Origin of the sequence: Paenibacillus shirakamiensis, from assembly GCF_017874255.1 — a bacterium.
Classification (GTDB): domain Bacteria; phylum Bacillota; class Bacilli; order Paenibacillales; family Paenibacillaceae; genus Fontibacillus; species Fontibacillus shirakamiensis.
This window is the reverse complement of record NZ_JAGGLD010000001.1, coordinates 1,284,545-1,308,377: the sequence shown is the minus strand read 5'-3', so window position 1 is coordinate 1,308,377 and position 23,833 is coordinate 1,284,545. Positions and strand designations below refer to the sequence as shown.

Below are 23,833 nucleotides of genomic sequence, written 5' to 3'. Positions count from 1 at the left end.
CCTTTAGCCTGTCCTTCAGATGAGGAAAGGTCAGATCATCAGACATAATATTTGGTCGTTCGGAACAGGTTAAACATTATTAGGATGATTATTCAAGATTGTTCAAGCATTGTATCCAAAATTCCATGGTTGACCAAGAGTGCCAAGAAAAGGGGAAACGTTTGAAATCACTACAAGAATATACCCGCTGGAAAAAAGAGTTGGGTCTCCACACGAAGGCTAATGTAAAGAAGAGTATCTGGCAGTTAATTAATACCCTAGTACCTTTCGTCTTGTTATGGGTTCTCGCTTATATGAGCTTATCTGTCTCCATTTGGATTTCTTTAGCTCTGGCCATTCCAGCAGCCGGGTTCGTAGTTCGAACTTTTATTATATTCCATGATTGTTGTCACCTATCGTTTTTTTCAAAAAAGAAGACGAATGCCATCGTAGGTACGATTACAGGAATTCTTACCTTCTTTCCCTATGAACAATGGAAGAACGAACATTCAATCCATCATGCGACAAGTGGTAACTTGAACTTAAGAGGTACGGGTGACATTTGGACGTTGACTACAGATGAGTATATTGCGCTCTCACCATGGAGACGTTTGGGGTATCGATTATATCGAAATCCATTGGTACTGTTCGGGCTTGGACCTATCTTTATTTTTCTAGTGGCTTATCGTTTGAATCGAAAAAATGCTAAACGTAAAGAAAGAATCAACACTTATATTACAAATGCTGCTTTAATAGCCATGATGGTGGTATTGTGTCTGACACTGGGCTGGAAGGAAGTGCTCATTGTCGAGGGAACGATTCTTTATTTAGCAGGAGCAGCGGGGATCTGGTTATTCTATGTGCAACATCAATTCGAAGACACTTATTATGAGCGTGCAGAAGATTGGGACTTCGTGAGTGCAGCCATGGAAGGCAGTTCATATTATAAATTACCAAAGCTTATGCAGTGGATGACAGGAAATATTGGATTTCATCACATTCATCATTTGGATCCACAAGTCACAAATTATAATTTAGAAAGATTGCATAACAGCAGTGCTGCGCTTCAAAATGTTCCTGCCATCGGTATTCGCTTAAGCCTTCAGGCGTTAAGTTACCGACTTTGGGACGAGGGAACTAAGCGATATGTTGGATTTAATTATCTGAAACGTAAAAAGTATGCAGGCCGTCCTTCCTAAACAAATACGAATTTAAAATTTAACCATCCACATGGTCAAAACCTTGTAAGGCATGAGCCTAACAAGGTTTTTTTAATTTACTGCATATCTAAGGAAATATACTATATTTTTTATTTACACTATAATCCAGATACAAGGAATAATTAGTTTAATCGATCTTCATTTAAAGGAGCATACCATATGGATTTAGTCATTTTAATTATTTTATTTGTATTGCTTTTAGCTATGTTAGGTAATCAATACTCGATTATTCATCGGATGAAGAAGATGGAGCAGTCTTTGCACAGTCTCCAAGAGGATGTACAAAGTCTTTTGGAGAAGAAAGATAATCAGTAAATAAAATAAAATTTTAAGAAAAAAGGATCCGCAAAGAAGAAAAGCTCTTCTCTGCGGATCCTTTTGCAATATTTATTTAGATGTTGCTGAAGTCTGGGAAAGGGCCTTTGCTTGGATCTACACCATCAAGTTGAGTATAGGCTTCGAGCGTAATACCACCAGGAGCTTTGAGATAGAAGGTATATGAACCGTGCATTTCCGAAGGTTCATTTACTTCGTACCCGTCAGCTTGTAAACGTTGATTCAATGCATCTACATCTTCTTTTGTGTCTTGGGGGAATCCTACATGGAAGCTTTCTGGATAATTAATTTCTTTACCAAGCATTAGATTGAGCAAAAATCCGTCATCATCCACCATACCTACAAAAGCTTTGCCCGCGGTCGTATACGTCTTCAGACCAAAATATTTTTGCAAAAAATCCCGGACCTCAATTGCATTAGATACCGTTAAATTTAAATGGTTCAGTTTCATAATTATGCCTCGCCTTCTTTTAGGGAATGTGTACATACTTTAGCGATGAAAATAAGGGTACATGTTTTCGCATATTATCTCGATACAAAAGTATCTTTGTACATGAAATAATACCTCAATTTAGATGACTTGAATCATGATTCGCAGATTATAATGATGAGTTACTAAAATTGCATTCGATGGTAATTAATGTTATTATAAATTCGCTTCCTATACGGAAAAGTATTATACTTTTAAAGGAGTTTGGTCTGATTATGAGTACATCTTCTCCTTCAGAGCCTTCATCATTAGTACAGGGTCCTATTGTTAGAACACTATTTTTCTTTTCACTTCCTATTCTTTTAGGAAATGTGCTTCAATCTTTGAACGGGTCGATTAATGCCATATGGGTCGGTAATTTTCTTGGAGAAACCGCATTAGCCGCCACATCAAATGTTAATTTGCTCATGTTCTTATTAATTAGTTCCATATTCGGGCTGGCCATGGCATCAGTTATTCTGATTGGACAAAATTTAGGAGCGAAGCGAATAGAAGAAGCCAAAAAAGTGGTTGGAACCAGTATCATGTTTTTCTTTTCACTTTCCATTATTGTGTCCATTCTCGGTTATGTGGCCTCCCCAATCATCCTAGATTGGATGAATACACCAGCAGACGCCAAATCCATGGCAGTTACATACTCTCAACTTATGTTTCTAGGGACGCCCTTTTTATTTGGTTTTAATCTGGTTATGGCTATATTACGTGGTTCAGGCGATTCCAAAACTCCTTTTTATTTTCTTTTACTGTCTGCGGTTATCGACATTGGACTAAATCCTATACTTATTCGAGGTATAGGGCCCATTCCTGCCATGGGAATTGCAGGTTCAGCGATAGCTACGTTCATCGCTCAGTGTCTTAGTTTTGTTTTACTCGTGATGTATCTATATAGGAAGAAGTATATGCTGCGTATTACCAAAAAGGAGCGTCATTTGCTTCGGTTTGATTGGGAGATTATTCGAATTACTATACAAAAAGGTGTACCTATGGGATTGAATTTGGTCGTCGTCTCTTTAAGTAATTTAATCCTCATTCATCTTGTGAATTCGTATGGGTCTGAAGCAACTGCAGCTTTTGGGGTAGCAAGTCAGATTTCCAATTATGTTCAGATGCCAGCTATGGCTGTAGGCGGGGCTGTAACTTCCATGGCCGCTCAGAATATTGGGGCGGGTCGATGGGACCGGGTATCGCGAATAACATGGACTGGGGTTCTGTTCAATGTTGTACTTACGGGAATTATCGTAGTTTTACTGCATTTTTTCAATCGTCAGGCTCTAGGGTTATTCCTTCCATCTGAGGGAAAGGCAATCGAATTAGGAATGAATATTAATAATATTACGCTCTGGTCATTCATTATATTTGGAATATTTACTGTTGTTGCGAGTGTAATACGAGCTTCTGGTGCAGTCATTGGACCTTTGCTTGTCTCATTCACGGCACTACTCTTCGTACGTAATCCTTTAGCTATTTATTTGAGTCATGCACACGGATTTAATGCGATATGGTGGAGCTTTCCGCTGGGTTTTGCTGTAGCAACAACTTTGAATTTACTGAATTATAGATTTGGTAAATGGAAAAAGATTAGGCTTATTGATGATTCAACAGCTGCCAGTGTATCTTAACCCAACTCAATGGGCTGAATCCTTATTCATGGATTCAGCCTATTTTAATATAATCCTCCAGCATTAAAGAGATCCATAAAGAATCTCTAGTCCAACATCAAACATTACTTCTTTCTCGAAGAGACGTACCATAATCTTTGCTCGTTTTTTATGTTTATCTATTTTTTTTATAATGCTCTCCATATCTTTCAAGGGACCACTTTTGACAATCACTTTAGAATTTTCAATTAACACACTGGAGTACCCTAAGGTTTCGTCTGGACCTATTAATTTGAGAATTTGTGCCACTTCTTCATCGGGTATAGCTTTGAAATAGGCTTCCTGTTGTTCTAGAGGTGCTTGAAAATCATAATGAATTTTGGCTAAATTAAGATTATGATAGTTTAGGAGTCTGTAGATCATGGGGATCTGATTAATTTTGTAATAGGTAGGAAAGTCCATTTGAATATGAAGCAAAATATAGCCTGGAAACATCTTTTTTGTCACATCGCAATAACGCCCATTTTTCTTTTCTGGAATTGTTCTTTTTGGAATTAGGCATTCTAGTTGTGAGTTTCCAAATTTCTTGTGCAGCTCACTTCGGATCCATTCCTCTTTACCAGACTGAACAAACAGAGCATACCATCCCATTTAGCCCCTCCATGTACATAATGAAATCAAGTAAACGCTATCAAAGGGAAATTGTGTAAGTAAAACTCTATCATCGTTCATATGTTTAATCAACGGAGTTAATTGTCGATGTATGATATTCTTTGTCATAATTTGAATAAACATATATAAAGTCTATATATTTACAATTATAAATTTATTTGATAAGCTTTTCATAAGAGTTCATAAAGAATCAATCGATGTTTAGGCACGTTGATCCATTTATGAGTCATAAATACTAAATTTACATTCATTTCCAATTAGTTGAATAGGGATGAAATGGGGAGTTATGTCCTTTTAAGGAATTTCTGAAAAGCTACAAGATAAATATGAGAGATTGGACCCAGGTCCAATCTCTTTTTTGTATGAAAAATGGGGGATATGTAGTAGTGAAGATCGAAGAAACGGAATATATCTTTGCAGAACCTGTCGTAGCCCAATCAAGTGAAGGCATCTATTCCGTAGTGATTGCCTTTTGCAGCCTAGAACTTCCAAGCATAGAAACCTCTGAATGGATTAGACCTAGTCTCCACCCTCAAGAATATGATTATTGGTTACATCTTCAATTTATGAAGCGCAGACATTCTTATTTAATAGGTCGATTCGCTGCAAAACAAGCCGTTTCTACTTGGTCAGGCAAGTTGGCATTTGATCAGATCTGCATAGATAATGGTATATTTCAGCAGCCTGTTCTTCTTTATCCTTCTACCCAGGTAGACATAAGCCTTTCGCATAGTCATCAATTAGCTACAGCTATTGCTTTTCATAAACATCTCTTAATGGGCATTGATATTGAGAGAGTGGACGTTAAGAAAGAGAAGACATTGATGCAGTACTTCTCAGAGAGCGAAAAAAAATCCTTGCTACAGATCTGTGAATCAAGATGTCGATCCATGACTGTAGGATGGACTATAAAGGAGTCTATATCAAAAGCAATTAAGACGGGTTTTACCGTTCCGATGGAGCTATTTGAAATTAAAAGTGTTGCAGCAGAAGCTAGCTACTTTAAAGCTGAGTTTGTACATTTTTCAGTATATCAATCTCTCATATTTTTTATAGAAGATTTTGTGTGCTCTATTACCTATCCTCGAAACATCACATTGCTTATAGATGTGGATCTTCTAAAAAATCGTGTGACTCAACTATTACATCACAGTCATTCCATATAAAGAAAGAAGGCGATAGGTATGGTTTGTTTTGTTTTTCCTGGTCAGGGTTCACAATTCAAAGGTATGGGAGGTTCATTGTTCGCCGAGTTTCCAGTCTTCACTCAGAAAGCTAATGCTATTTTAGATTATTCCATTGAGGAACTTTGTCTTCATGATTCCTTGGATCAACTGCAACATACTGAGTTCACTCAACCTGCACTCTATGTGGTTAACGCACTTCATTACATGAAGAAAGTTCAAGAACTTGGTAGAAAACCTGATTACACAGCAGGTCATAGTCTAGGGGAATATAATGCTCTTTTTGCAGCGGGTGCTTTTGACTTTGAGACAGGACTTAAACTTGTGAAGATGAGAGGAGAGCTGATGAGCCGGGCTAAGGGAGGTGGCATGGCTGCCATCATAGGCTTAGATGAACAAGGGGTTCGTGATGTTTTAATACAATATGGATTTCGAAGCTTAGATATTGCTAATTATAATTCTCCCAGACAGATTGTGATCTCAGGCCCTCTAGCGGATGTCAAATTAGCCATAACCCGATTTGAGACTGTACCAGGTGTAAGTATGGCTGTTCTCTTAAAAACAAGTGGAGCTTTTCATTCTCGTTATATGGAGGCCATTGCCGAAGAATATGAGAAATATGTATTTCCAATACAAGTTAAGCCCTTGGATATTCCCGTGATATCCAATGTTAATGCAAGATGTTATCAACCTGATGAAATGCATACTAATTTAGTAAAACAACTAACCTCTCCGGTAAAATGGACTGAAACTATACGTTATCTTATGGGGTTGGGTGAGATAGAATTTGTTGAAGTAGGTGCAGGAAAGGTATTAACGGGGTTAATCCGACGTATTCAAGCTGAATCCGAACCTTTAATTATCAGCGAACAAGGCTGTGACGTGGATCCGAGGATTTCCCACCTTTCCTCCTCTTTGTCAACATCCATTTCAATATCACAATTAGGTTCTCCTCAGTTCAAGCAGGATTACTCTTTAAAGTATCCTTACATCCAAAGTGGGATGTATTATGGAATATCCTCATCTGAGATGGTAGTGAAAATGGCTCGTGCTGGAATGCTCGGTTTTCTTGGAGTAGATGGATTGGACCTAAGAGAAATCCGCAATGAAGTACGATTAATCCAAAGTAAACTTAGTCCGAGTGAGACCTTTGGTGTCAATCTTGTTCATCATATGAGTCATCCTGAAAAGGAGACGGACATCATCGATCTGTTATTAGAACTTAATGTGAAGGTTATTGAAGTGTCCTCTTTTTTAGGTATAACGCCAGCTATAGCCAAGTTCAGGGCAAGGGGTCTCCGTAGAACAGCATCAGGAGAAGTAGTTGCAGACCATAAGATTATAGCTAAAATATCACGTCCAGAAATTGCTGAAGTTTTCTTAAGTCCTATTCCCCATTCTTTAATTCAGGACATGTTAGCTCAGCGCCTCCTTTCCAGTGAAGAAGCGAGACTTTTACAAGAGATCCCTAGCGCTGAAGATATCTGTGTTGAATCCGAAACAGGAGGGTCTAACTTATGTAGTTCTCCCTACGCGTTATTGCCAACAATTCTTCAATTACGTGATCGTATGATGGAGAAGTATAAGTATATGAGACAAATTAGGATTGGCGCAGCCGGGGGTATTGGGAGTCCAGATGGAGTAGTTGCAGCATTCATGCTAGGAGCTGATTTCATCGTTACAGGATCGATCAACCAGCTTACGGTAGAAGCGAGAATAAGTAACACAGCCAAAAATCTATTACAACAAGCCAATGTACAAGACTTTCAATATGCTCCGATAGGGGAATTGTTTGAAATTGGGATAAAAGCACCTGTGTTAAAGAAGGGGCTTTTATATCCAGCTCGGGCGAATAAGCTCTACGATCTGTACCGCACTTATAATTCTATTGAAGAAATAGATCAACATGATAGAAAAATGATAGAGGATAAATATTTTTATCAATCTTTTGAGGAGATCTATTTAAAAGTCAAACAATCTTCACATCCTCTTGATGTAGATAAAATGGAAAGAAATCCTAAGCAAAAGATGGCAGAAATCTTTAAATGGTATTTAAAGCATGCTACTCAGTTAGCGCTGATAGGAGATGCGAATCATAGTGTGGATTTTCAAATTCGTTCTAGCCCGGCTCTCGGAGCTTTTAATGAATGGGTGAAAGGTTCCCATTTAGAAGACTGGCGAAATCGTCATGTTGATGTAATTGGCATGAAGTTGATGGAAGCGTCAGCCAAGGTGCTGAATAGTCGAGTACATGCTTTATTAGTAGATTAAGGAGGAATAGAAATGAGTCGAGAAGAAATTTGGCATATCGTTATTCAACAGGTTATTGAAGTTATCCCAGAGTTAGAAGGCTATAGTTTCCGTCCTTCTGAAAAGTTAGCTGATTTGGGTGCCAACTCCATGGATCGTGCTGAAATCGTAGCATTAGCATTAGAAGCCCTTGAGTTACGTATTCCAAGGATAGAGCTGTTTGGCGCATCCAATATTGGTGAACTTGTCGAATTATTATATGCCAAATCCATTGCGTGAGCTTGTTATTACAGGGATGGGTGTCCTATCAGCTGTGGGAATGGGGAAGGAAGAATTCAGCTCAGCTTTGATGGAAGGCAGGCATGCTTTTCGAACCATGCAGCGCCCAGGTCGTCAGGAGGCTGGAAGTTGTTACATTGGAGCTGAAATACCAGATGTATATTTTGAACAAGCTTTACCAAAACGGATACAGAGATCTGCAACTTTATCGAGTAAAGCCGCACTATTAACGCTGCAAGAGGCATGGAAAGAAGCTAGGTTACAGGAATTCCCCTCCGAAGAGATCGGATTAATTGTTGGAGGGTCTAACATCCAGCAGCGTGAAATGATAGAAATTCACAACCAATACGCTGGTAGAATTCCATTTGTTCCTCCCACCTACAGCCTTTCCTTTATGGATAGTGATATATGTGGCTTTTGTACAGAAAAGTTCGGAATACAGGGATTAGCCTATACGGTTGGGGGTGCGTCGGCTAGTGGGCAACTAGCTGTAATTCAAGCAGCCGAAGCTGTGCTCTCTGGACAAGTATCTTGTTGTATTGCAATCGGAGCATTGATGGATCTCTCGTATTGGGAATGTCAGGCATTTCGATCTTTAGGAGCGATGGGATCGGAACGATATGCAGAATTTCCTGCACAAGCATGCAGGCCATTTGATCGGCAAAGCGATGGTTTTATTTATGGAGAAGCCTGTGCTGCTGTGGTAATTGAATCGGCTTCATCAGCTCTAGCAAGAGGAATAGAGCCGTATGCTTATGTAAGAAGCTGGGCCCTTGGAATAGATGCAAATCGAAATCCTAATCCATCCTATGAGGGAGAGAAGAAGGTGATTTCACAAGCTTTAAGTAAGGCTAAGCTTCTTCCAAGAGATATTGATTATATTAATCCACATGGTTCGGGCTCTGTCTTAGGTGATCTTACAGAACTGAGAGCACTTAGGGACTCAGGCCTCTCCCACGCTTATATTAATGCAACTAAATCGATTACAGGCCATAGTCTAACTGCCGCAGGAGCTATGGAGATTATCGCAACGATTCTACAGATGAAGTACTCATGGTTACATCCAACTAGAAATTTGGAAGACCCAGTGGATGATACATGGAAATGGATTCAGCAATCTGCTAAAACACATGATATACAGCATGCACTCTGCCTTAGCATGGGATTTGGAGGAATGAATACAGCTGTATGTCTAAGTAGAAATCAAAAGATTTAGTAGAGGGGGGGCATAAAGAGATGATTCTTGCCGGAATCGAAGCAATGAATGTATTTGGGGGTTCAGCTTATTTAAATGTCTTAGAACTGGCCACACACCGGAGTTTAGATACTACCCGATTTGAGAACTTGCTTATGAAAGAGAAAGCGGTTGCTTTACCTTTTGAGGATCCTGTTACATTTGGGGTGAATGCGGCTAAACCAATTATGGATTCATTGTCTTCGGAGGAAAAAAATAAAATTGAGCTTCTAATCACCTGTACGGAATCGGGAATTGATTTTGGTAAGTCGATAAGTACGTATATTCATCATTATTTGGAGCTTAATCGAAATTGTCGATTATTTGAGATTAAGCAAGCTTGTTATTCAGGAACAGCTGGGCTTCAGACAGCGATTAATTTTGTATTATCTCAGGCATCACCCGGCGCTAAAGCGCTTGTAGTCGCTACAGATATTTCTCGTTTTATGACGGTAGATGCTGGGGAGACATTGACAGCAGATTGGTCATTTGCAGAACCCAGTGCAGGGGCAGGAGCAGTTGCTGTTCTTGTAAGTAATAAGCCTTATGTATACCAAGTGGATATTGGCGCTAATGGTTATTATGGTTATGAAGTGATGGATAGTTGCAGACCCACTCCAGATAGTGAAGCAGGGGATGCAGATCTATCACTAATGTCATATCTGGACTGTTGTGAGCAGACTTTTCTGGAGTATCAGAAGCGTGTTGATCATGTGGACTATAAAGATACCTTTCAGTATCTAGCCTTTCATACTCCATTCGGTGGCATGGTAAAAGGAGCCCACAGAAGTATGATGCGTAGAATGGTCAAGGCGAAGCCTTCGGAAATTGAAGAAGATTTTGAGCGCCGTGTAATGCCAGGCCTTATGTATTGTCAACGGGTCGGAAATGTAATGGGAGCTACTTCATTACTCTCCCTTGCTAGTACGATTGATCAGGGTGATTTTTCTTCTCCTTCACGTATAGGTACGTTCTCCTACGGGTCAGGCTGTTGTTCTGAGTTCTATAGCGGCCTTACAGCAAAAGAAGGTCAGGAGCGGCAGAGATCTTTTGAAATCAATGAACATCTAAATTCTCGATATCGCTTGAGTCTTGAAGAATATGAATCTTTGTTCGATTATACCGACCTTCTTAAGTTTGGGACACGTAATAGTACAATTGATCCGGTTATATTCTCACAAGCAAGACTTTCCAAATCCAAAACTGGAAAATCGTGTCTAATCTTGGAGGGAATACGTGAATATCATCGGGAATATCGGTGGATATCATGAATTATGAAACCATATCGGTACGTTATACGGATCAGATATGTTATCTACAAATGAATCGGCATGAAGCGAACAATACAATTAACGATCAATTAGTTGAGGAATGTGCACATGTCCTCTCTTCTTGCCAAGAAAAGATAACCATCGTTGTTCTTGAAGGCTTGCCCAAAGTATTTTGTATGGGAGCTGACTTTGAGAATATGTATGCCACACTTGCATCAGGTCAACCTCTAGAGAATCGACCAGAACCTTTATATGATCTATGGCTGCAATTGAAACATGGTTCTTTTATATCCATAGCTCATGTTCGGGGGAAAGTGAACGCGGGTGGAGTTGGTTTCGTATCCGCTTGCGACATAGTTATAGCAGATGATACCGCGGAGTTTAGTCTATCTGAACTCCTGTTTGGGTTGTTTCCAGCTTGCGTAATGCCCTTCTTAATCCAGAGAATAGGAACTCAAAAAACTCATTATATGACCCTTATGACAAAGCCTATTTCTGTAGTAGATGCTTATGATTGGGGACTTGTTGACGCTTATGATAGTCAGAGTGAACTGCTAATTCGAAAACATTTATTGCGGCTCAAAAAGTTAAGCAAATCCGCAATTAAAAATTACAAAAGATACCTTCGTTCATTCCAACAACAAGTATACACGTCCAAATTATCAGCTTTATCAGCTAATGAAAGCATGTTCTCGGACCCACAGATTTTGGACAAAATTTATAGATTTGTAGAGAAGGGACAATTCCCATGGGAGGAATAGCCGATGCTGACGATATTAAATGATTATTGTAATGGTTATGTGGCCATTCCTGTAATTCTTGCTTGTAAAAAGCAAGGTTTGTTCAACAGACTATCACCTACTACACCAACCTCCTTTAAGGATTTAGCTGAACAGTTACATGGAAATACGGGTCATCTACGTGTTGCATTACGGATGCTGGAGTCCTTGCAATGGATTACGCAAGTTGAGCGAGATAGTTATGTACTAACGAAGAAATCAGACATTCATGCTCTTTTGCCAGAAGATCTTGTCCATCTTGTATCCTTTCCTATTCAATCGTATTTTCGGAAAAATCAAAAAAAATTTCGTCTTTCCTTTTGGATAGAGCAGTCGGAGCAAGGGTGGGGTGTAGGGGACCCTTTAATTGCTCGTTATCTAGATGGATTATTGGCTATTCCATTGTTGCTTAGGATGAAAGAGAAAGGGTATCTGGCAAGCACGAGCGTTGGGAAGCAACTACATCTGGAGGGGTTAAGTCCAATTATCCGTGAAGAAATCGTGCGATTCTTTTTACATCAAGGCTGGTTGGAAGCTCAGGAGGAGGAATATACTTTAACGGATTCAGGACGTTTTATGCAAGAACGGATTTTTATCACGGCTACAATTGCATCGTATGCTCCAATGCTAGAACAAATTTCTGAAGTTTTATTTGGAGACTGCACAACTATATTTAGTCGAGATATACATGGGCATGAAAGGCATGTAGATCGACAGTTAAATGTACTAGGAAGTGGGTTTCAGCATGAGAAGTATTTTTTAGATTTGGAAGAGATTATTTTGGCTATATTCAGTCAAGAGCCTCTGGCAGAACAACCTAAATATATTGCAGATATGGGATGTGGGGATGGGTCACTTTTAAAGAAAATATATGAGATGATTCGAGATACAACTCCTCGAGGCAGGGTACTGGATCAATTTCCTATTCAACTGATTGGTATTGATTTCAATGAGAAAGCATTAGAAGAAACTACACGAACGCTAAAAGATATTCATCATATTGTCTTGCAAGGAAACATTGGAAATCCTGCTCAGGTTCTTAAAGATTTAGAGATGTTCGGCATCCATGATCCAGATCAAATTCTTCACGTTCGTTCATTTTTGGATCATGATCGGCCCTATCTTGCTCCGATGGATATCCAGAAAGTGCATGCACGAAAAAATATTATGCAGGATCACGCCTATGCTGATGAGCAAGGACAGGAGATCTGCGGAGCGGATGTCATGCAAAGTTTGGTTGAACATTTGGAACGGTGGTCCGAGATCATCGGTAGACATGGCTTACTCATCCTTGAAGTACACAGTCTGGAGGCAGACACGGTTGGAGCTTATTTAAGTAAATGTGAGAGTTTGCACTTTGATGCCTATCATGGTTTCTCTCAACAGCTTCTTGTAAGTGCAGAAAAGTTCATTATGGCTGCCGCTGAAGTGGGTCTCTTTCCTAATTCATCATTCTTTAAGAAATACCCCAAAACATTACCTTTTACTAGGATCACTTTGAATCAATTTGAGAAAAAGGACTATATCATCCGTTATGCTCGTGAAGATGATCTGTCTGAACTTATAGAATTAGAAAAGGCGTGTTGGGAGAGTAGTCTGCAAGCTAGTGAATCGATGGTTCTCCAGCGAATTATATCTGACCCGGAGAATCAATTAGTAATCTTGCTCCATCAACGTATTGTTGGTGTTGTATATGCTCAGAGGATTCAAAGTTCTGAGCACCTTCAGGCGATTAGTTATGCTGAAATAGAGAAATTTGCCCAGAAGGATGGCACAATTCTTCAACTTTTAGGTTTGAATATTCTTCCTGAGATGCAGCATCGTAATTTAGGGGATGATCTGCTGGAATTTATGCTAATACGAAGTAGCCTTATTAGTGGAATTCAACAGGTTGAGGGTATCACACGATGCAAGGATTACTATAAACATCAAAGTATTCCTATACAAGATTATATTCAACTACGAAATGCTTATGGGAGTCCCGTAGATATGAATCTAAGATTCCATGAGTGGCATGGTGCCGAGATTAAAGGAATTGTTCCTAATTATCGGCCACTAGATTTCAAAAATAACGGATGCGGCGTATGGATCACATATGATCTAAATAACCGAAGGCACAAGAAACTTACCGGAGGAGCAGATCGATCACCTCGCATAACACGAGATAGTTCCATGCCAGCAACTAAGAAATACAAGGCCATTGAACCATTCATCACACAATCTATTGTGCTTATTCTGGGAAAAGAAGAGCCTATTGCTCTAGATCATCCTTTAATGGAAATGGGCCTAGATTCAGCAGATCTTCTAGAGTTAAATGAAAGAATTAGCCATGAATATAATGTTCTTTTGGAACCGGCATTTTTCTTCAGATATAATACGGCTCAGCGCATTATTCAATTTTTAGAGAAACATCTCCAAGCGCCTGAAGCCGTGGAAGAGACAAAAAAAGAACAAGAAAAGGATGCCACACAATCGATCGTAGCGGAATCTTTAGCATCACAGTCCCATCAAGATATTGCTATTGTATCAGCGTCTTGTCGACTTCCGGGAGATGTCCATCAATTAGAACAATTATGGGATATACTGCTAGGCGAGAGAAGTACCGTGACTACATTACCTAAGGACCGCTGGGAATGGCCGGCACATATTGATGTGGAGGGAACACATCAAGGCATTGATAAAGGGAGCTTTCTTCGCGATATTGCTAGTTTTGATCCTCAGTTCTTCCGTATATCTCCAAAGGAAGCGGAGCTTATGGATCCACAGCAGCGTATTTTGCTAGAACTTGTATGGGAGTGTATAGAAAGAGCGGGTTATTCGGCTAAAGATTTACGAGGCAGTCGAACGGGAGTCTATATCGGTGCGAGCGGTTCGGATTATCAAAAAGTTTTAGAGAAACATCAAGCTTTTTACGGAGCTGGAGGTTCTATGGCTGCTATCCCTAATCGAATCTCCTATTTTTTTGATTTTAGAGGACCAAGCCTACAGATAGATACGGCATGTTCCAGTTCACTTGTAGCTATTCACCAAGCTGTTCATGCACTGAAAAATAATGAGTGTGATCAGGCACTTGTGGGTGGCATTCACCTTATGTGTGATCCGTATAATAGCATAGCTTATTATCAAGCTGGCATGTTATCTGAGGAAGGAACTTGTAGAACTTTTGATAGTGGTGCGAGTGGTTACGTTCGGGGTGAGGGGGCAGGAGTGATCCTGCTCAAGCCACTTACTCAAGCCATGCTAGATCAAGATGAGATTTTGGCTGTGATTAAGGGAACAGCGGTAAACCATGGAGGTCAAGCGGGTGGACTTACGGTGCCTAATCCTCAGATGCAGGCAGAATTAATTATGGATGCATTTCGTAGAGCCAATTTTGCACCAGAGACTGTGGGATATATGGAAGCCCATGGCACGGGAACGAAGCTTGGTGATCCTATTGAGATTAGTGGTTTAAAAGAAGCTTTTTCAAATCTTAAATCAGAGAAAAGCGAAGCATGGTCGGAGCCATCTTGTGGAATAGGCTCGATTAAGACCAATGTAGGACATCTTGAAGCGGCTGCAGGAATGGCCGGGTTATTTAAGGTGATCCTTTGCTTACGCTATCGTATACTTCCAAAAACACTGCATTTTAAACAATTAAATCCGCATTGTTCATTGGATCAGTCCCCTTTTTATATCACTTCGGAATCTATACCATGGCAAACTTCACACGCACAAGGCATGCGCAGAGCGGGGATAAGTAGCTTTGGCTCCGGAGGGACGAATGCTCATCTTGCTATTGAAGAAGCACCTAGCTATCACCGGAATTTTGCTTCAGAACAGACTTATTATTTAATGTGCATGTCTGCCAAAACAACAAGTGCCCTAATCAACAAACAACAGGATATGTTATCTTGGCTAGCCAATGATGGGGGTTCGCATTCTCTAGCTGATATAGCAGCAACGCTCCTTGTAGGAAGAGATCACTGGGACATACGTGTATCCTACGTGGTACAAAGTGTAGCGCAATTCCAGGAAATGCTTACTTTAGATATCGAGAATAAGCCAGTTTATGAACATCAGGGTAGCAGTGTAATCGCCAAACTTCGATTAGAACCATTATTTGCTGAAATGGGACAAAACATAATTGAAGAGCTCCGTCAACCTAATTACGCAGGTTCAAAACATCAGTATACGGCCTTAGCAGAACTATATCTTCAAGGCTATGACTTAGATGTGAAGGGATTATATACGGGGTATTCTTTTGCTAGAGTTCCTTTGCCTACCTATCCTTTTGAAAAATCTAAGTATTGGTTAGCCACTACTCAAAGTTCATTTTCATCGCTCCAAAGTTCTGCGTCCCGAATGCCACAACTAGAAAAATGTAGGGATAAGGGCTTACGAGAAGCTACTACATCTTCTCAGGACTTGTACTCAACACCTCCACCTTCGGATGCAGTACTAGAGGACTTGACTGTCAACCATGAATCACTTCTTATACCTAAGATAAATGCTCCTTTTGTTACCTTAAAACCACTGAATAGTCAGCCTATAGATAAGTTATGGGTAGACAAGGACACCGTTCACGAGAGCGAATTAGTCCATGATGATCTTAGGAATAGCGTAGATTCCAATGATCTTGATAGCGGACATCGGAATCTGATTTCTGAATTAATCCAAAGTTTATCCGAAGCGCTATATCTGTCTGAGAAAGAAGTGGATGTGGATGAAAAATTTATAAATTTAGGTTTGGATTCTATTATAGGCGTGGAATGGATTCGAACTCTAAATGCAAGATATGGTACGCATATTCCAGCGACAAAAGTCTATGATTATCCAACCCTTAGACAATTCTCTACGTATTTGGAACAAGAAATGAATGGCTTTAAATCAGGTAATGGCAGGGCGGAATTGCCTATACTTCCTGTATTTGTTCCCGATAAATATGAAATACAAGAAATTGCACCATCTAATGTTGTGTCAACAGAGGTTATCTTAGAGTATCTCACGAATAGTCTAGCCGATGCCTTATATCTAAGTGTGCCGGATATTAATCCACACCTGAAATTTATTGATATGGGATTGGATTCTATTTTAGGAGTAGAGTGGATTCAAGCTATCAATCGTAAATTTAGTCTATCGCTTCCTGCAACTCAGATCTATGCGTATCCCACATTGCAAGATTTCACAGGCTATATTGAAGAACTACTTGATAGTCAAACTAAAAAGGTTCAAGCTGACTGCGAACCTACTTCTCAACTTTCTATGGATGAGTTGTTCGAGCAAGTGTATTCTGGGAATCTGGCGCGTGACAAAGCAGAACAACATCTTGAATCGCTTCGATCTTCAGGAACTTTAAAATAATGAAATAGGAGAATGAGAATGGTTGCTGCTGGAATTGAAGCAATGAATGTGTATGGAGGAAGCGCCTCTCTGGATGTTCTTCAGCTTGCCAAATACCGAGGATTGGATACATCTAGATTTGAGAATCTACTGGTCCAAGAAAAGACAGTAGCTATGCCTTATGAAGATCCGGTAACCTTTGGGGTAAATGCCGCTAAACCAATATTAGACACTATGTCCGATCAAGAAAAGGGACGTATAGAACTACTAATTACTTGTACGGAATCCGGTATTGATTTTGGGAAATCAATTAGTACCTATATCCATCATTATTTGGATTTGAATCGAAATTGTCGCTTGTTCGAAATTAAACAAGCATGTTATTCGGGGACCGCGGGTTTTCAGATGGCTATAAATTTTATTCTCTCTCAGACCTCTCCTGGAGCAAAAGCACTAATAATAGCTACAGATATCTCACGATTTTCTGCAAAGGATGCGGCTGATGCAGCTACGGCGGACTGGTCGTTCGCTGAACCGAGCGGTGGATCAGGAGCTGTCGCAGTGTTAGTGGGAGAAGACCCTATTGTTTTTGAGGTAGATGTTGGAGCAAATGGTTATTATGGATATGAAGTTATGGATACTTGTCGTCCTGTCCCAGATGTTGAAGCAGGAGACGTAGATCTTTCTTTACTATCATATCTGGACTGCTGTGAGCAGACTTTTCTTGAGTATAAACGGCGGGTAATTGGTGCCGATTACCGCAGTACTTTTCAATATTTAGCCTTTCATACTCCTTTTGGTGGAATGGTCAAAGGTGCTCATCGAACGATGATGCGAAAGGAATCTAAGGCCAAATCTACAGAGATTGAATTAGATTTCAATAAGCGTGTTATGCCTGGCATTCGTTATTGTCAGCGAGTAGGCAACATTATGGGAGCCACACTATTCCTTTCTATAGCTGGAACCATTGATTATGGACAATATGAGACACAAAGCAGAGTGGGGTGCTTTTCTTATGGATCAGGCTGTTGTTCAGAATTTTATAGTGGCATTGTGCATAGAGAAGGGCAACAAAAGCAAAAAAAATTCCAAATTGAACACCATTTGAATCGACGTTACTCTCTTTCCATGAATGAATATGAACGTATTTTGCAGGATGAAAATGCCATAAAGTTTGGAACAAAACATGGTCAGCCAAATTCTCAATTAATTGCAGGAGCTTGGGAGTCTATACAACATAATCAATCACTAGCACTTGAATCTATCGAAGGTTATCATCGCAATTATAATTGGAGGACCTGAATGAAAATATCTTCCGTAGTTCATATGGTTGAACAAGACGGTATTGTTCAAATTACAATGGAGGATCGCCAACATAAAAATATGTTCTCTGAACAGCTAATTGAGGGTTTACGAGAGTCTTTTGCTACCATTGAACACCTTCCACAATGTAAAGTGGTGATTTTGACAGGGTATGATAATTATTTTGCATCGGGTGGAACGCAAGAAGGATTACTCGCTATTCAAGACGGACGTTCAAAATTTACGGATTTGAATCTATACTCTCTTGCTTTGAACTGCCGTGTTCCTGTCATTTCGGCAATGCAGGGCCATGGGATTGGCGGTGGCTTTGTCATGGGTCTATTCTCTGATGTAATCATCCTAAGTCAAGAGAGTATATATAATACTAATTTTATGAAATATGGGTTTACCCCTGGGTTTGGGTCGACCTATATCGTGCCGCGTAAATTGGGATTTGCCTTAGCTCAAGAAATGCTGCTAACTGCTGAAAATTATAGAGGAGCAGAACTTGCTCAAAGAGGGGTGCCTTTTAAGGTATTGCCACGAACAGAAGTGCTGCAATATGCCTATAAAATAGCTGAAAGTCTTGCAGATAAACCTACAGAATCACTGATTACGCTCAAAGATCATCTGGTCGCTTCCATTCGTTCTGAACTGGGACCTATTATTCAGGAAGAGTTACAGATGCATGAGAAAACTTTTCACCAAGAGGGGGTCCGGCAGCGAATCGTCTCTTTATTTGGTCAATAACCTTATTTAATGGAGGGAATGCGGATGAAGGTAGAAGACATTTTGGATGCATTGGAGCAACGACAAATGAGTCCAGAAGAAGCGAAAAAGTGGCTAAAGCAACTCCAGCATCCGCAGGAATGCGATTCAGCAGGCACTAGATATGAGGACAATGCTCCTTTAGGTGAACGTAACCCCACCAAGCCAGACCGTGAGGTCATTGCTATCATCGGCATGTCGGGAAGATATCCTGGTGCGAATGATTTAGATGCGTATTGGGAAAATCTTATTGAAGGTGTGCATAGCATACAGGAAATTCCCAAATCCCGCTGGAATACAGACACCTACTTTCAATCCGATCCTCAAAAAGGTAAGATTTACGCCAAATGGCTGGGAATGTTAGACCATATCGATGAGTTCGATCCTTTGTTCTTCCACATCTCTCCTCAAGAAGCCGAGCATATGGATCCCCAGCAACGAATATTTATGCAGGAAGGGTATAGTGCTTTCGAAGATGCGGGATATACGCCCCATCAGCTAAATGGTAAAAACTGCGGAATCTATCTCGGAATTATGAGTGAAGAATATGGAAGTATATTACGAGAGGGTTTGGCTAGTAGATCACATATAAGATTTAATCATACTTTAGGTAGTAGTCATGCAATAGCTGCGGCACGTCTGTCGTACTACCTAAATCTCAAAGGTCCTGCCATTCCTGTCGATACGGCTTGTTCATCGTCATTAGTATCTGTACACTTAGCTTGTCAAGCACTATTATCTGGTGAGATTGATATGGCCTTGGCTGGCGGGGTAACGTTGTATTTGATTCCAGATACTTACCTGAGTATGTGTGATGCAGGAATGTTATCGCCTGATGGACAATGCAAAGCTTTTGATAATTCTGCAAATGGTTTTGTCCCTGGAGAAGGGGCCGGGGCTATCGTACTGAAGCGATTAAAGGATGCCGAAAAAGATGGGGATCACATATACGGTACTATAATTGCTTCTGCCATCAACCAGGACGGGAAGACTAATGGAATTACAGCACCCAGTCAACATAGCCAAATGGAACTAGAACGTCATATTTATGACAAATTCAATATTGATCCTAAAAGTATAAGTTATGTGGAAATGCACGGAACAGGGACAAAGCTGGGTGATCCGATTGAGCTTCAAGCGCTTGCCTCTGTCTATGATGACAAAACCTCCACTCACCCAAAATGTGCTATTGGATCAGTAAAAAGTAACATCGGTCACACTTCCGCCGCAGCGGGTATAGCGGGGATTCACAAAGTCGCCTATTGCATGAGGTACAAGAAGCTCGTACCAACACTACATTTTAAAGAACCTAACGAGCATTTTGCCTTAGATCATTCTGCCTTTTATGTGAATACAGAATACAAACATTGGGAGACAGCGGATAGTCCTAGACGCGCTGCGGTGAGCTCCTTCGGTTTTAGTGGGACGAATGCTCATCTTATTATGGAGGAATATGTGGATCAGAGGCCCGTTATAAAACATACGGGTTCTTTGATTTTTGTATTATCTGCTGAGAGTCAGGAACAGGTATATCAGTACGCTCAATCACTACTACGATGGTTGGCTTTAGAAGATCAAGCCGAGTTAGCTGATATAGCCTGTAGTCTGCAATTGGGGCGAGAAGCATATCGTGTTCGTCTTGCTCTTATTGCGTCGTCTAGGGATGCACTCCTATCCACCCTGAAGCAATATTTAAATAATGAGAATTCGTCGAGAAGCTGGGTTACAGGTGAAGTACAGTCTGCTCCACATGGGGATGTCTACACTCCAGAAGTCAGAGAGGAGGTAGCGATACTTTTGCATGGTCTCCTCAAGGAGAAAAAGGCTAAACCAATTGCAGATTTATGGGTTCAGGGATTTCAGGTGGATTGGTCTAGTTGGTATGGCGAGGCAATGCCTAGAAGGATTAGTCTACCTACGTATCCCTTCGCAAAAGAAAAGTATTGGTTGACAAATGCAAAGTCAGAACTGCCTGCTAATTCATGGGTATTACTTCAAAAACATTGGGAGCCTACAGATCCATCTATACCTTTGAATCCTTTCACTGATCTGGGAGAGGTTGTAATCCTTGCATCCAAGGAGACTCAGCCCTTGGCAAAAAAAATAGCAAGCCAGCTACTCGGCAGCCGAGTTCTATACCTCGAACATAGTATGGATGACGACAGACAAGAATGGAATTCTTTAATTTCATGTACTAAATTCATTGACCTTATTGGTTGTGGGACACAACGCTTTGATGAATGGAGTTGGATTCCTTGCCTACAACGCTGGATTGAGCAGAGTTCCCAAGAAAAGTACGAAATTAAGTTCCTTTGTGTTACCCGTGGGCTTGAAAATAATAGATCTCAAGTGAATGTAAGTGGTGCATCTAGAGTCGGTCTGTACCGTATGCTACAAAGTGAATATCGTTATACCCACTCCAGGCATATCGATATAGACATTAATGAAGATGATTATACTTTAATTGAATATATTAAAGCTGAATTGAATATGGAGTCTATGGATACTGAAGTTAGGTATGCTAAGGGCATACGTTATCGTGCCTGTCTGAAAGAACAAGAAAAAAACGAAGAGCTTCAATGTGTCCGAATGTCATTCTCTCCAGACCATGTACTTTGGATTACGGGAGGAACACGTGGAATTGGTGCGTTATGTGCAGAACATTTTGTGAAAAACTACGGAGTGCGTCGTATTGTTCTTATGGGCAAAGAGAGTATACCACCAAGGCACAAGTGGAAAAGTCATCTAGAAGATTATGGGAGTTCACTCGGGATCAAAATAGAGAAAATCCTTTCATTAGAGGGGATGGGGGCTCAGGTGAAGACACTTTCCGTTTCTTTAGGTGATGTGGAAGGGCTTCATCAAAGTGTTCAACACGTAACATCAGAATGGGGGCCCATCGGGGGTGTCCTTCACTGTGCTGGCATGGAGAGCTCAGATACCCCTGCATTTATACGTAAATCCTTAACTTCAATTCAAGAAGTTGCCCTACCGAAAGTCGAGGGTTTGAATCATTTATATGCTTGCCTCAAAGATGAGCCTTTGAGGTTCTTTGTGCTATTTTCATCCGTATCGGCTACCATACCAACGCTTGCTGCGGGACAAAGTGATTATGCTATGGCGAACGCATACATGGATTATTTTGCTCAAGATCAAGCAGCAGTTACTCCCATAGTTAGTATCCAATGGCCCAATTGGAAAGATACGGGGATGGGGGAGGTTAAGTCTAAAGCTTACAAAGATACAGGCTTACTTAGTCATACCAATGAGCAAGGTTTGCAGATGCTCGATTATATTCTTTCACAAGGCATGGGACCTGTTGTTCTTCCAGCATATATAGACAGAGATAATTGGGCAGTTGAACGGTTAATGCAAAGCAATAAGCCTCAAGATCAAAACTCAGACGCTTCGAATTTTCCAGCGCAGAATCAATCTAGTAAAGAAAACGAAAATCTTTCAAATATAGTGAGGGGTCTGACTAGGATCTTTGCACAAGAATTGAAATTGGATACGCACAAAATTCAACCGTATGTTCCTTTTGCTCATTATGGTGTGGATTCCATTCTTTTAGCGCAAGTAGTCAAGGTAATTCGGCAGAAAAGTGGAGTGGATTTAGACCCTTCCCTGCTCTTCGAGTACCCTACCGTGGATGCTTTGGCTATTTATTTACAAAATAACTTTCCGTCATCTATGGATTCGTTATACCTGTTCGGAACAAGTGTTATGCAACCAAACACTGCGGACGAGCAAAAAGAAACTGAAGAGACCTATCTTGTGAATACCCATGACTTTGGAACCCTTAGTGAAATTGCCATTATCGGCATGTCCTGCCACTTTCCTGAAGCCCCTTCTTTGGAAAAATATTGGGAACTTCTTACCAAGGGTGAATCTTCAATCGGACAGATACCATCAGAACATTCAGGTGAAGATGGTGAGTTGTTTTTTGCAGGAGTAATAGATCGAACACCTACAGTCGCAAGTACCTATTTTCAAATCTCGACTGAGGACGCAGCCGCGATGGACCCGCAAGCGCTCCTTCTGTTGGAGGAGAGTCTTAAAACGGTATACCACGCAGGATATACGCCAGAGGAACTTCATGAGAAATCTGTGGGTGTGTACATAGGGGCAAGGAGTAGACATTTACCTCAAGAGGAGCTTCTTCTTGCTGCAAAAAATCCCATTCTTGCTGTCGGTGCGAATTATCTTGCCTCTAATATCTCACGTTTCTTGGATGTCAAAGGCCCGAGTCTAGTCATAGATAGTGCTTGTTCTTCTGCACTTATAAGTATGAATCTCGCGATTCAAGCTTTGCGTAATGGAGACATTGAATATGCACTTGTTGGTGGCATAAACCTATTCCACACTGACAAAGAGCATCAGTTATTTAAGCAACGTGGTCTTCTGAGTCAAGATTCGGAATTTCATATCTTTGATCGGCGATCCCAAGGCGTCATTCTAGCAGAAGGAGCGGGAATGGTGCTTTTGAAGAGCAAGGAACAAGCGCAAAAGGATGGAGATTCTATTCTAGCGGTAATTAAAAGTGTTGCAGTGAATAACGATGGAAGAACAGCTGGACCTTCAGCCCCTAGTTATAAGGGCCAATGTGATGTGATGCGAAGAGCCTTAGAATTAAGTGGCAAACAACCTCAAGAAATTGATTATATCGAGGCAAATGGATCTGGATCTCAGGTATCCGATGTACTGGAATTGAAAGCAATTCAGGCCGTATATCGAACGAAGAGTAAGTTACCCTTAGGTATCGGATCAGTTAAACCTAATATTGGTCATTCACTATGTGCTGAAGGTATGGCAAGTCTCATCAAGCTTATTCTTATGTTATCTCATGGTCAAAAAGTGCCTTTTCTATCAGGACAGCAACCAATGAAGCATTTCAAGATTGAGGACTCCGCGTTGTACTTCAACCGAACTTCCGAGAAATGGTCAAGCCCTAGAGTGGCTGGGGTAAGTTCTTTTGCAGATGGGGGGACGAATGCGCATCTTATCTTGGAGAGTTATGAAGAAGATTCGAGGACAACTATTCGGCGATCTCTTCCTCTGCCAAGCGACCTCTTTGAATTACCGAAGGCAACGTCTGATCGGAAAGGGAATCGACGGATGGTATGGGAATCATTTGGTCTGGAGGGATAAA

The 23,833-nt window shown here is 40.6% G+C and carries 15 protein-coding genes and 1 pseudogene; 14 read left to right on the top strand and 2 right to left on the bottom strand.

Annotated features, from left to right (window positions below; translation table 11 throughout):
- Positions 1-161: 161 nt before the first annotated feature.
- Both desA and J2Z69_RS05875 read left to right on the top strand, forming a co-directional pair.
- A complete protein-coding gene (gene desA / locus J2Z69_RS05880; RefSeq protein WP_245338960.1) occupies positions 162-1,178 on the top strand; it encodes a Delta(5) desaturase DesA in 1,017 nt (338 codons plus the stop codon).
- A 180-nt stretch (positions 1,179-1,358) separates the two neighbouring features.
- On the top strand, positions 1,359-1,514 hold the full coding sequence (locus J2Z69_RS05875; RefSeq protein WP_209860000.1) for a hypothetical protein: 156 nt from the start codon (positions 1,359-1,361) through the stop codon (positions 1,512-1,514).
- Between the two features lie 76 nt (positions 1,515-1,590).
- On the opposite strand, the gene J2Z69_RS05870 is transcribed toward J2Z69_RS05875, so the two are convergent.
- Complete coding sequence (locus J2Z69_RS05870; protein WP_209859998.1) at positions 1,591-1,986, bottom strand: VOC family protein; 396 nt, start codon at positions 1,984-1,986, stop codon at positions 1,591-1,593.
- Between the two features lie 254 nt (positions 1,987-2,240).
- Between J2Z69_RS05870 and J2Z69_RS05865 the strand changes: the two genes are divergently transcribed.
- A complete protein-coding gene (locus tag J2Z69_RS05865) occupies positions 2,241-3,644 on the top strand; it encodes an MATE family efflux transporter (protein WP_209859996.1) in 1,404 nt (467 codons plus the stop codon).
- A 63-nt stretch (positions 3,645-3,707) separates the two neighbouring features.
- On the opposite strand, the gene loaP is transcribed toward J2Z69_RS05865, so the two are convergent.
- Positions 3,708-4,274, bottom strand: coding sequence for an antiterminator LoaP (gene loaP, locus J2Z69_RS05860; RefSeq protein WP_209859994.1), 567 nt, complete (start codon positions 4,272-4,274; stop codon positions 3,708-3,710).
- A gap of 407 nt (positions 4,275-4,681) precedes the next feature.
- Here loaP and J2Z69_RS19395 point away from each other — a divergent pair, with 407 nt between their 5' ends.
- From J2Z69_RS19395 to J2Z69_RS19460, 11 genes and pseudogenes are all read left to right on the top strand, one after another.
- Entirely contained in the window at positions 4,682-5,461 is a 780-nt protein-coding gene (locus J2Z69_RS19395; RefSeq protein WP_209859985.1) for a 4'-phosphopantetheinyl transferase family protein, read from the top strand.
- Positions 5,462-5,479: 18 nt separating this feature from the next.
- Entirely contained in the window at positions 5,480-7,750 is a 2,271-nt protein-coding gene (gene fabD, locus J2Z69_RS05850) for an ACP S-malonyltransferase (protein WP_209859983.1), read from the top strand.
- A 12-nt stretch (positions 7,751-7,762) separates the two neighbouring features.
- Complete coding sequence (locus tag J2Z69_RS05845; RefSeq protein ID WP_209859981.1) at positions 7,763-8,008, top strand: acyl carrier protein; 246 nt, start codon at positions 7,763-7,765, stop codon at positions 8,006-8,008.
- Entirely contained in the window at positions 7,989-9,224 is a 1,236-nt protein-coding gene (locus J2Z69_RS05840; RefSeq protein ID WP_209860536.1) for a beta-ketoacyl synthase N-terminal-like domain-containing protein, read from the top strand. Before J2Z69_RS05845 ends, J2Z69_RS05840 begins: the two co-directional genes overlap by 20 nt.
- A 20-nt stretch (positions 9,225-9,244) precedes the next feature.
- Entirely contained in the window at positions 9,245-10,513 is a 1,269-nt protein-coding gene (locus tag J2Z69_RS05835) for a hydroxymethylglutaryl-CoA synthase family protein (RefSeq protein WP_209859979.1), read from the top strand.
- Entirely contained in the window at positions 10,510-11,274 is a 765-nt protein-coding gene (locus J2Z69_RS05830; protein ID WP_209859978.1) for an enoyl-CoA hydratase/isomerase, read from the top strand. Before J2Z69_RS05835 ends, J2Z69_RS05830 begins: the two co-directional genes overlap by 4 nt.
- Positions 11,275-11,277: 3 nt before the next feature.
- Positions 11,278-16,635, top strand: a complete 5,358-nt coding sequence (locus J2Z69_RS05825) for an AprA-related methyltransferase (RefSeq protein WP_209859976.1) — start codon at positions 11,278-11,280, stop codon at positions 16,633-16,635.
- An 18-nt stretch (positions 16,636-16,653) separates the two neighbouring features.
- Positions 16,654-17,916, top strand: a complete 1,263-nt coding sequence (locus tag J2Z69_RS05820; protein WP_209859973.1) for a hydroxymethylglutaryl-CoA synthase family protein — start codon at positions 16,654-16,656, stop codon at positions 17,914-17,916.
- Positions 17,917-18,666, top strand: coding sequence for a polyketide synthase (locus J2Z69_RS05815; protein WP_209859971.1), 750 nt, complete (start codon positions 17,917-17,919; stop codon positions 18,664-18,666).
- Between the two features lie 174 nt (positions 18,667-18,840).
- Positions 18,841-20,652: pseudogene (locus J2Z69_RS19465) on the top strand (type I polyketide synthase); the annotation flags it as partial.
- 183 nt (positions 20,653-20,835) lie between these two features.
- Entirely contained in the window at positions 20,836-23,832 is a 2,997-nt protein-coding gene (locus J2Z69_RS19460; RefSeq protein WP_425354984.1) for a type I polyketide synthase, read from the top strand.
- The last annotated feature ends 1 nt before the right edge of the window (position 23,833 follow it).

Coding starts and splice junctions, on each gene's coding strand:
- J2Z69_RS05865 (WP_209859996.1), top strand. CDS start 2,241: ATGAGTACATCTTCTCCTTCAGAGCCTTCATCATTAGTACAGGGTCCT.
- J2Z69_RS05820 (WP_209859973.1), top strand. CDS start 16,654: ATGGTTGCTGCTGGAATTGAAGCAATGAATGTGTATGGAGGAAGCGCC.
- J2Z69_RS05870 (WP_209859998.1), bottom strand. CDS start 1,986: ATGAAACTGAACCATTTAAATTTAACGGTATCTAATGCAATTGAGGTC.
- J2Z69_RS05835 (WP_209859979.1), top strand. CDS start 9,245: ATGATTCTTGCCGGAATCGAAGCAATGAATGTATTTGGGGGTTCAGCT.
- J2Z69_RS05875 (WP_209860000.1), top strand. CDS start 1,359: ATGGATTTAGTCATTTTAATTATTTTATTTGTATTGCTTTTAGCTATG.
- J2Z69_RS19460 (WP_425354984.1), top strand. CDS start 20,836: ATGGATGACGACAGACAAGAATGGAATTCTTTAATTTCATGTACTAAA.
- J2Z69_RS05815 (WP_209859971.1), top strand. CDS start 17,917: ATGAAAATATCTTCCGTAGTTCATATGGTTGAACAAGACGGTATTGTT.
- J2Z69_RS05840 (WP_209860536.1), top strand. CDS start 7,989: ATGCCAAATCCATTGCGTGAGCTTGTTATTACAGGGATGGGTGTCCTA.
- J2Z69_RS05825 (WP_209859976.1), top strand. CDS start 11,278: ATGCTGACGATATTAAATGATTATTGTAATGGTTATGTGGCCATTCCT.
- loaP (WP_209859994.1), bottom strand. CDS start 4,274: ATGGGATGGTATGCTCTGTTTGTTCAGTCTGGTAAAGAGGAATGGATC.
- fabD (WP_209859983.1), top strand. CDS start 5,480: ATGGTTTGTTTTGTTTTTCCTGGTCAGGGTTCACAATTCAAAGGTATG.
- J2Z69_RS05845 (WP_209859981.1), top strand. CDS start 7,763: ATGAGTCGAGAAGAAATTTGGCATATCGTTATTCAACAGGTTATTGAA.
- J2Z69_RS05830 (WP_209859978.1), top strand. CDS start 10,510: ATGAATTATGAAACCATATCGGTACGTTATACGGATCAGATATGTTAT.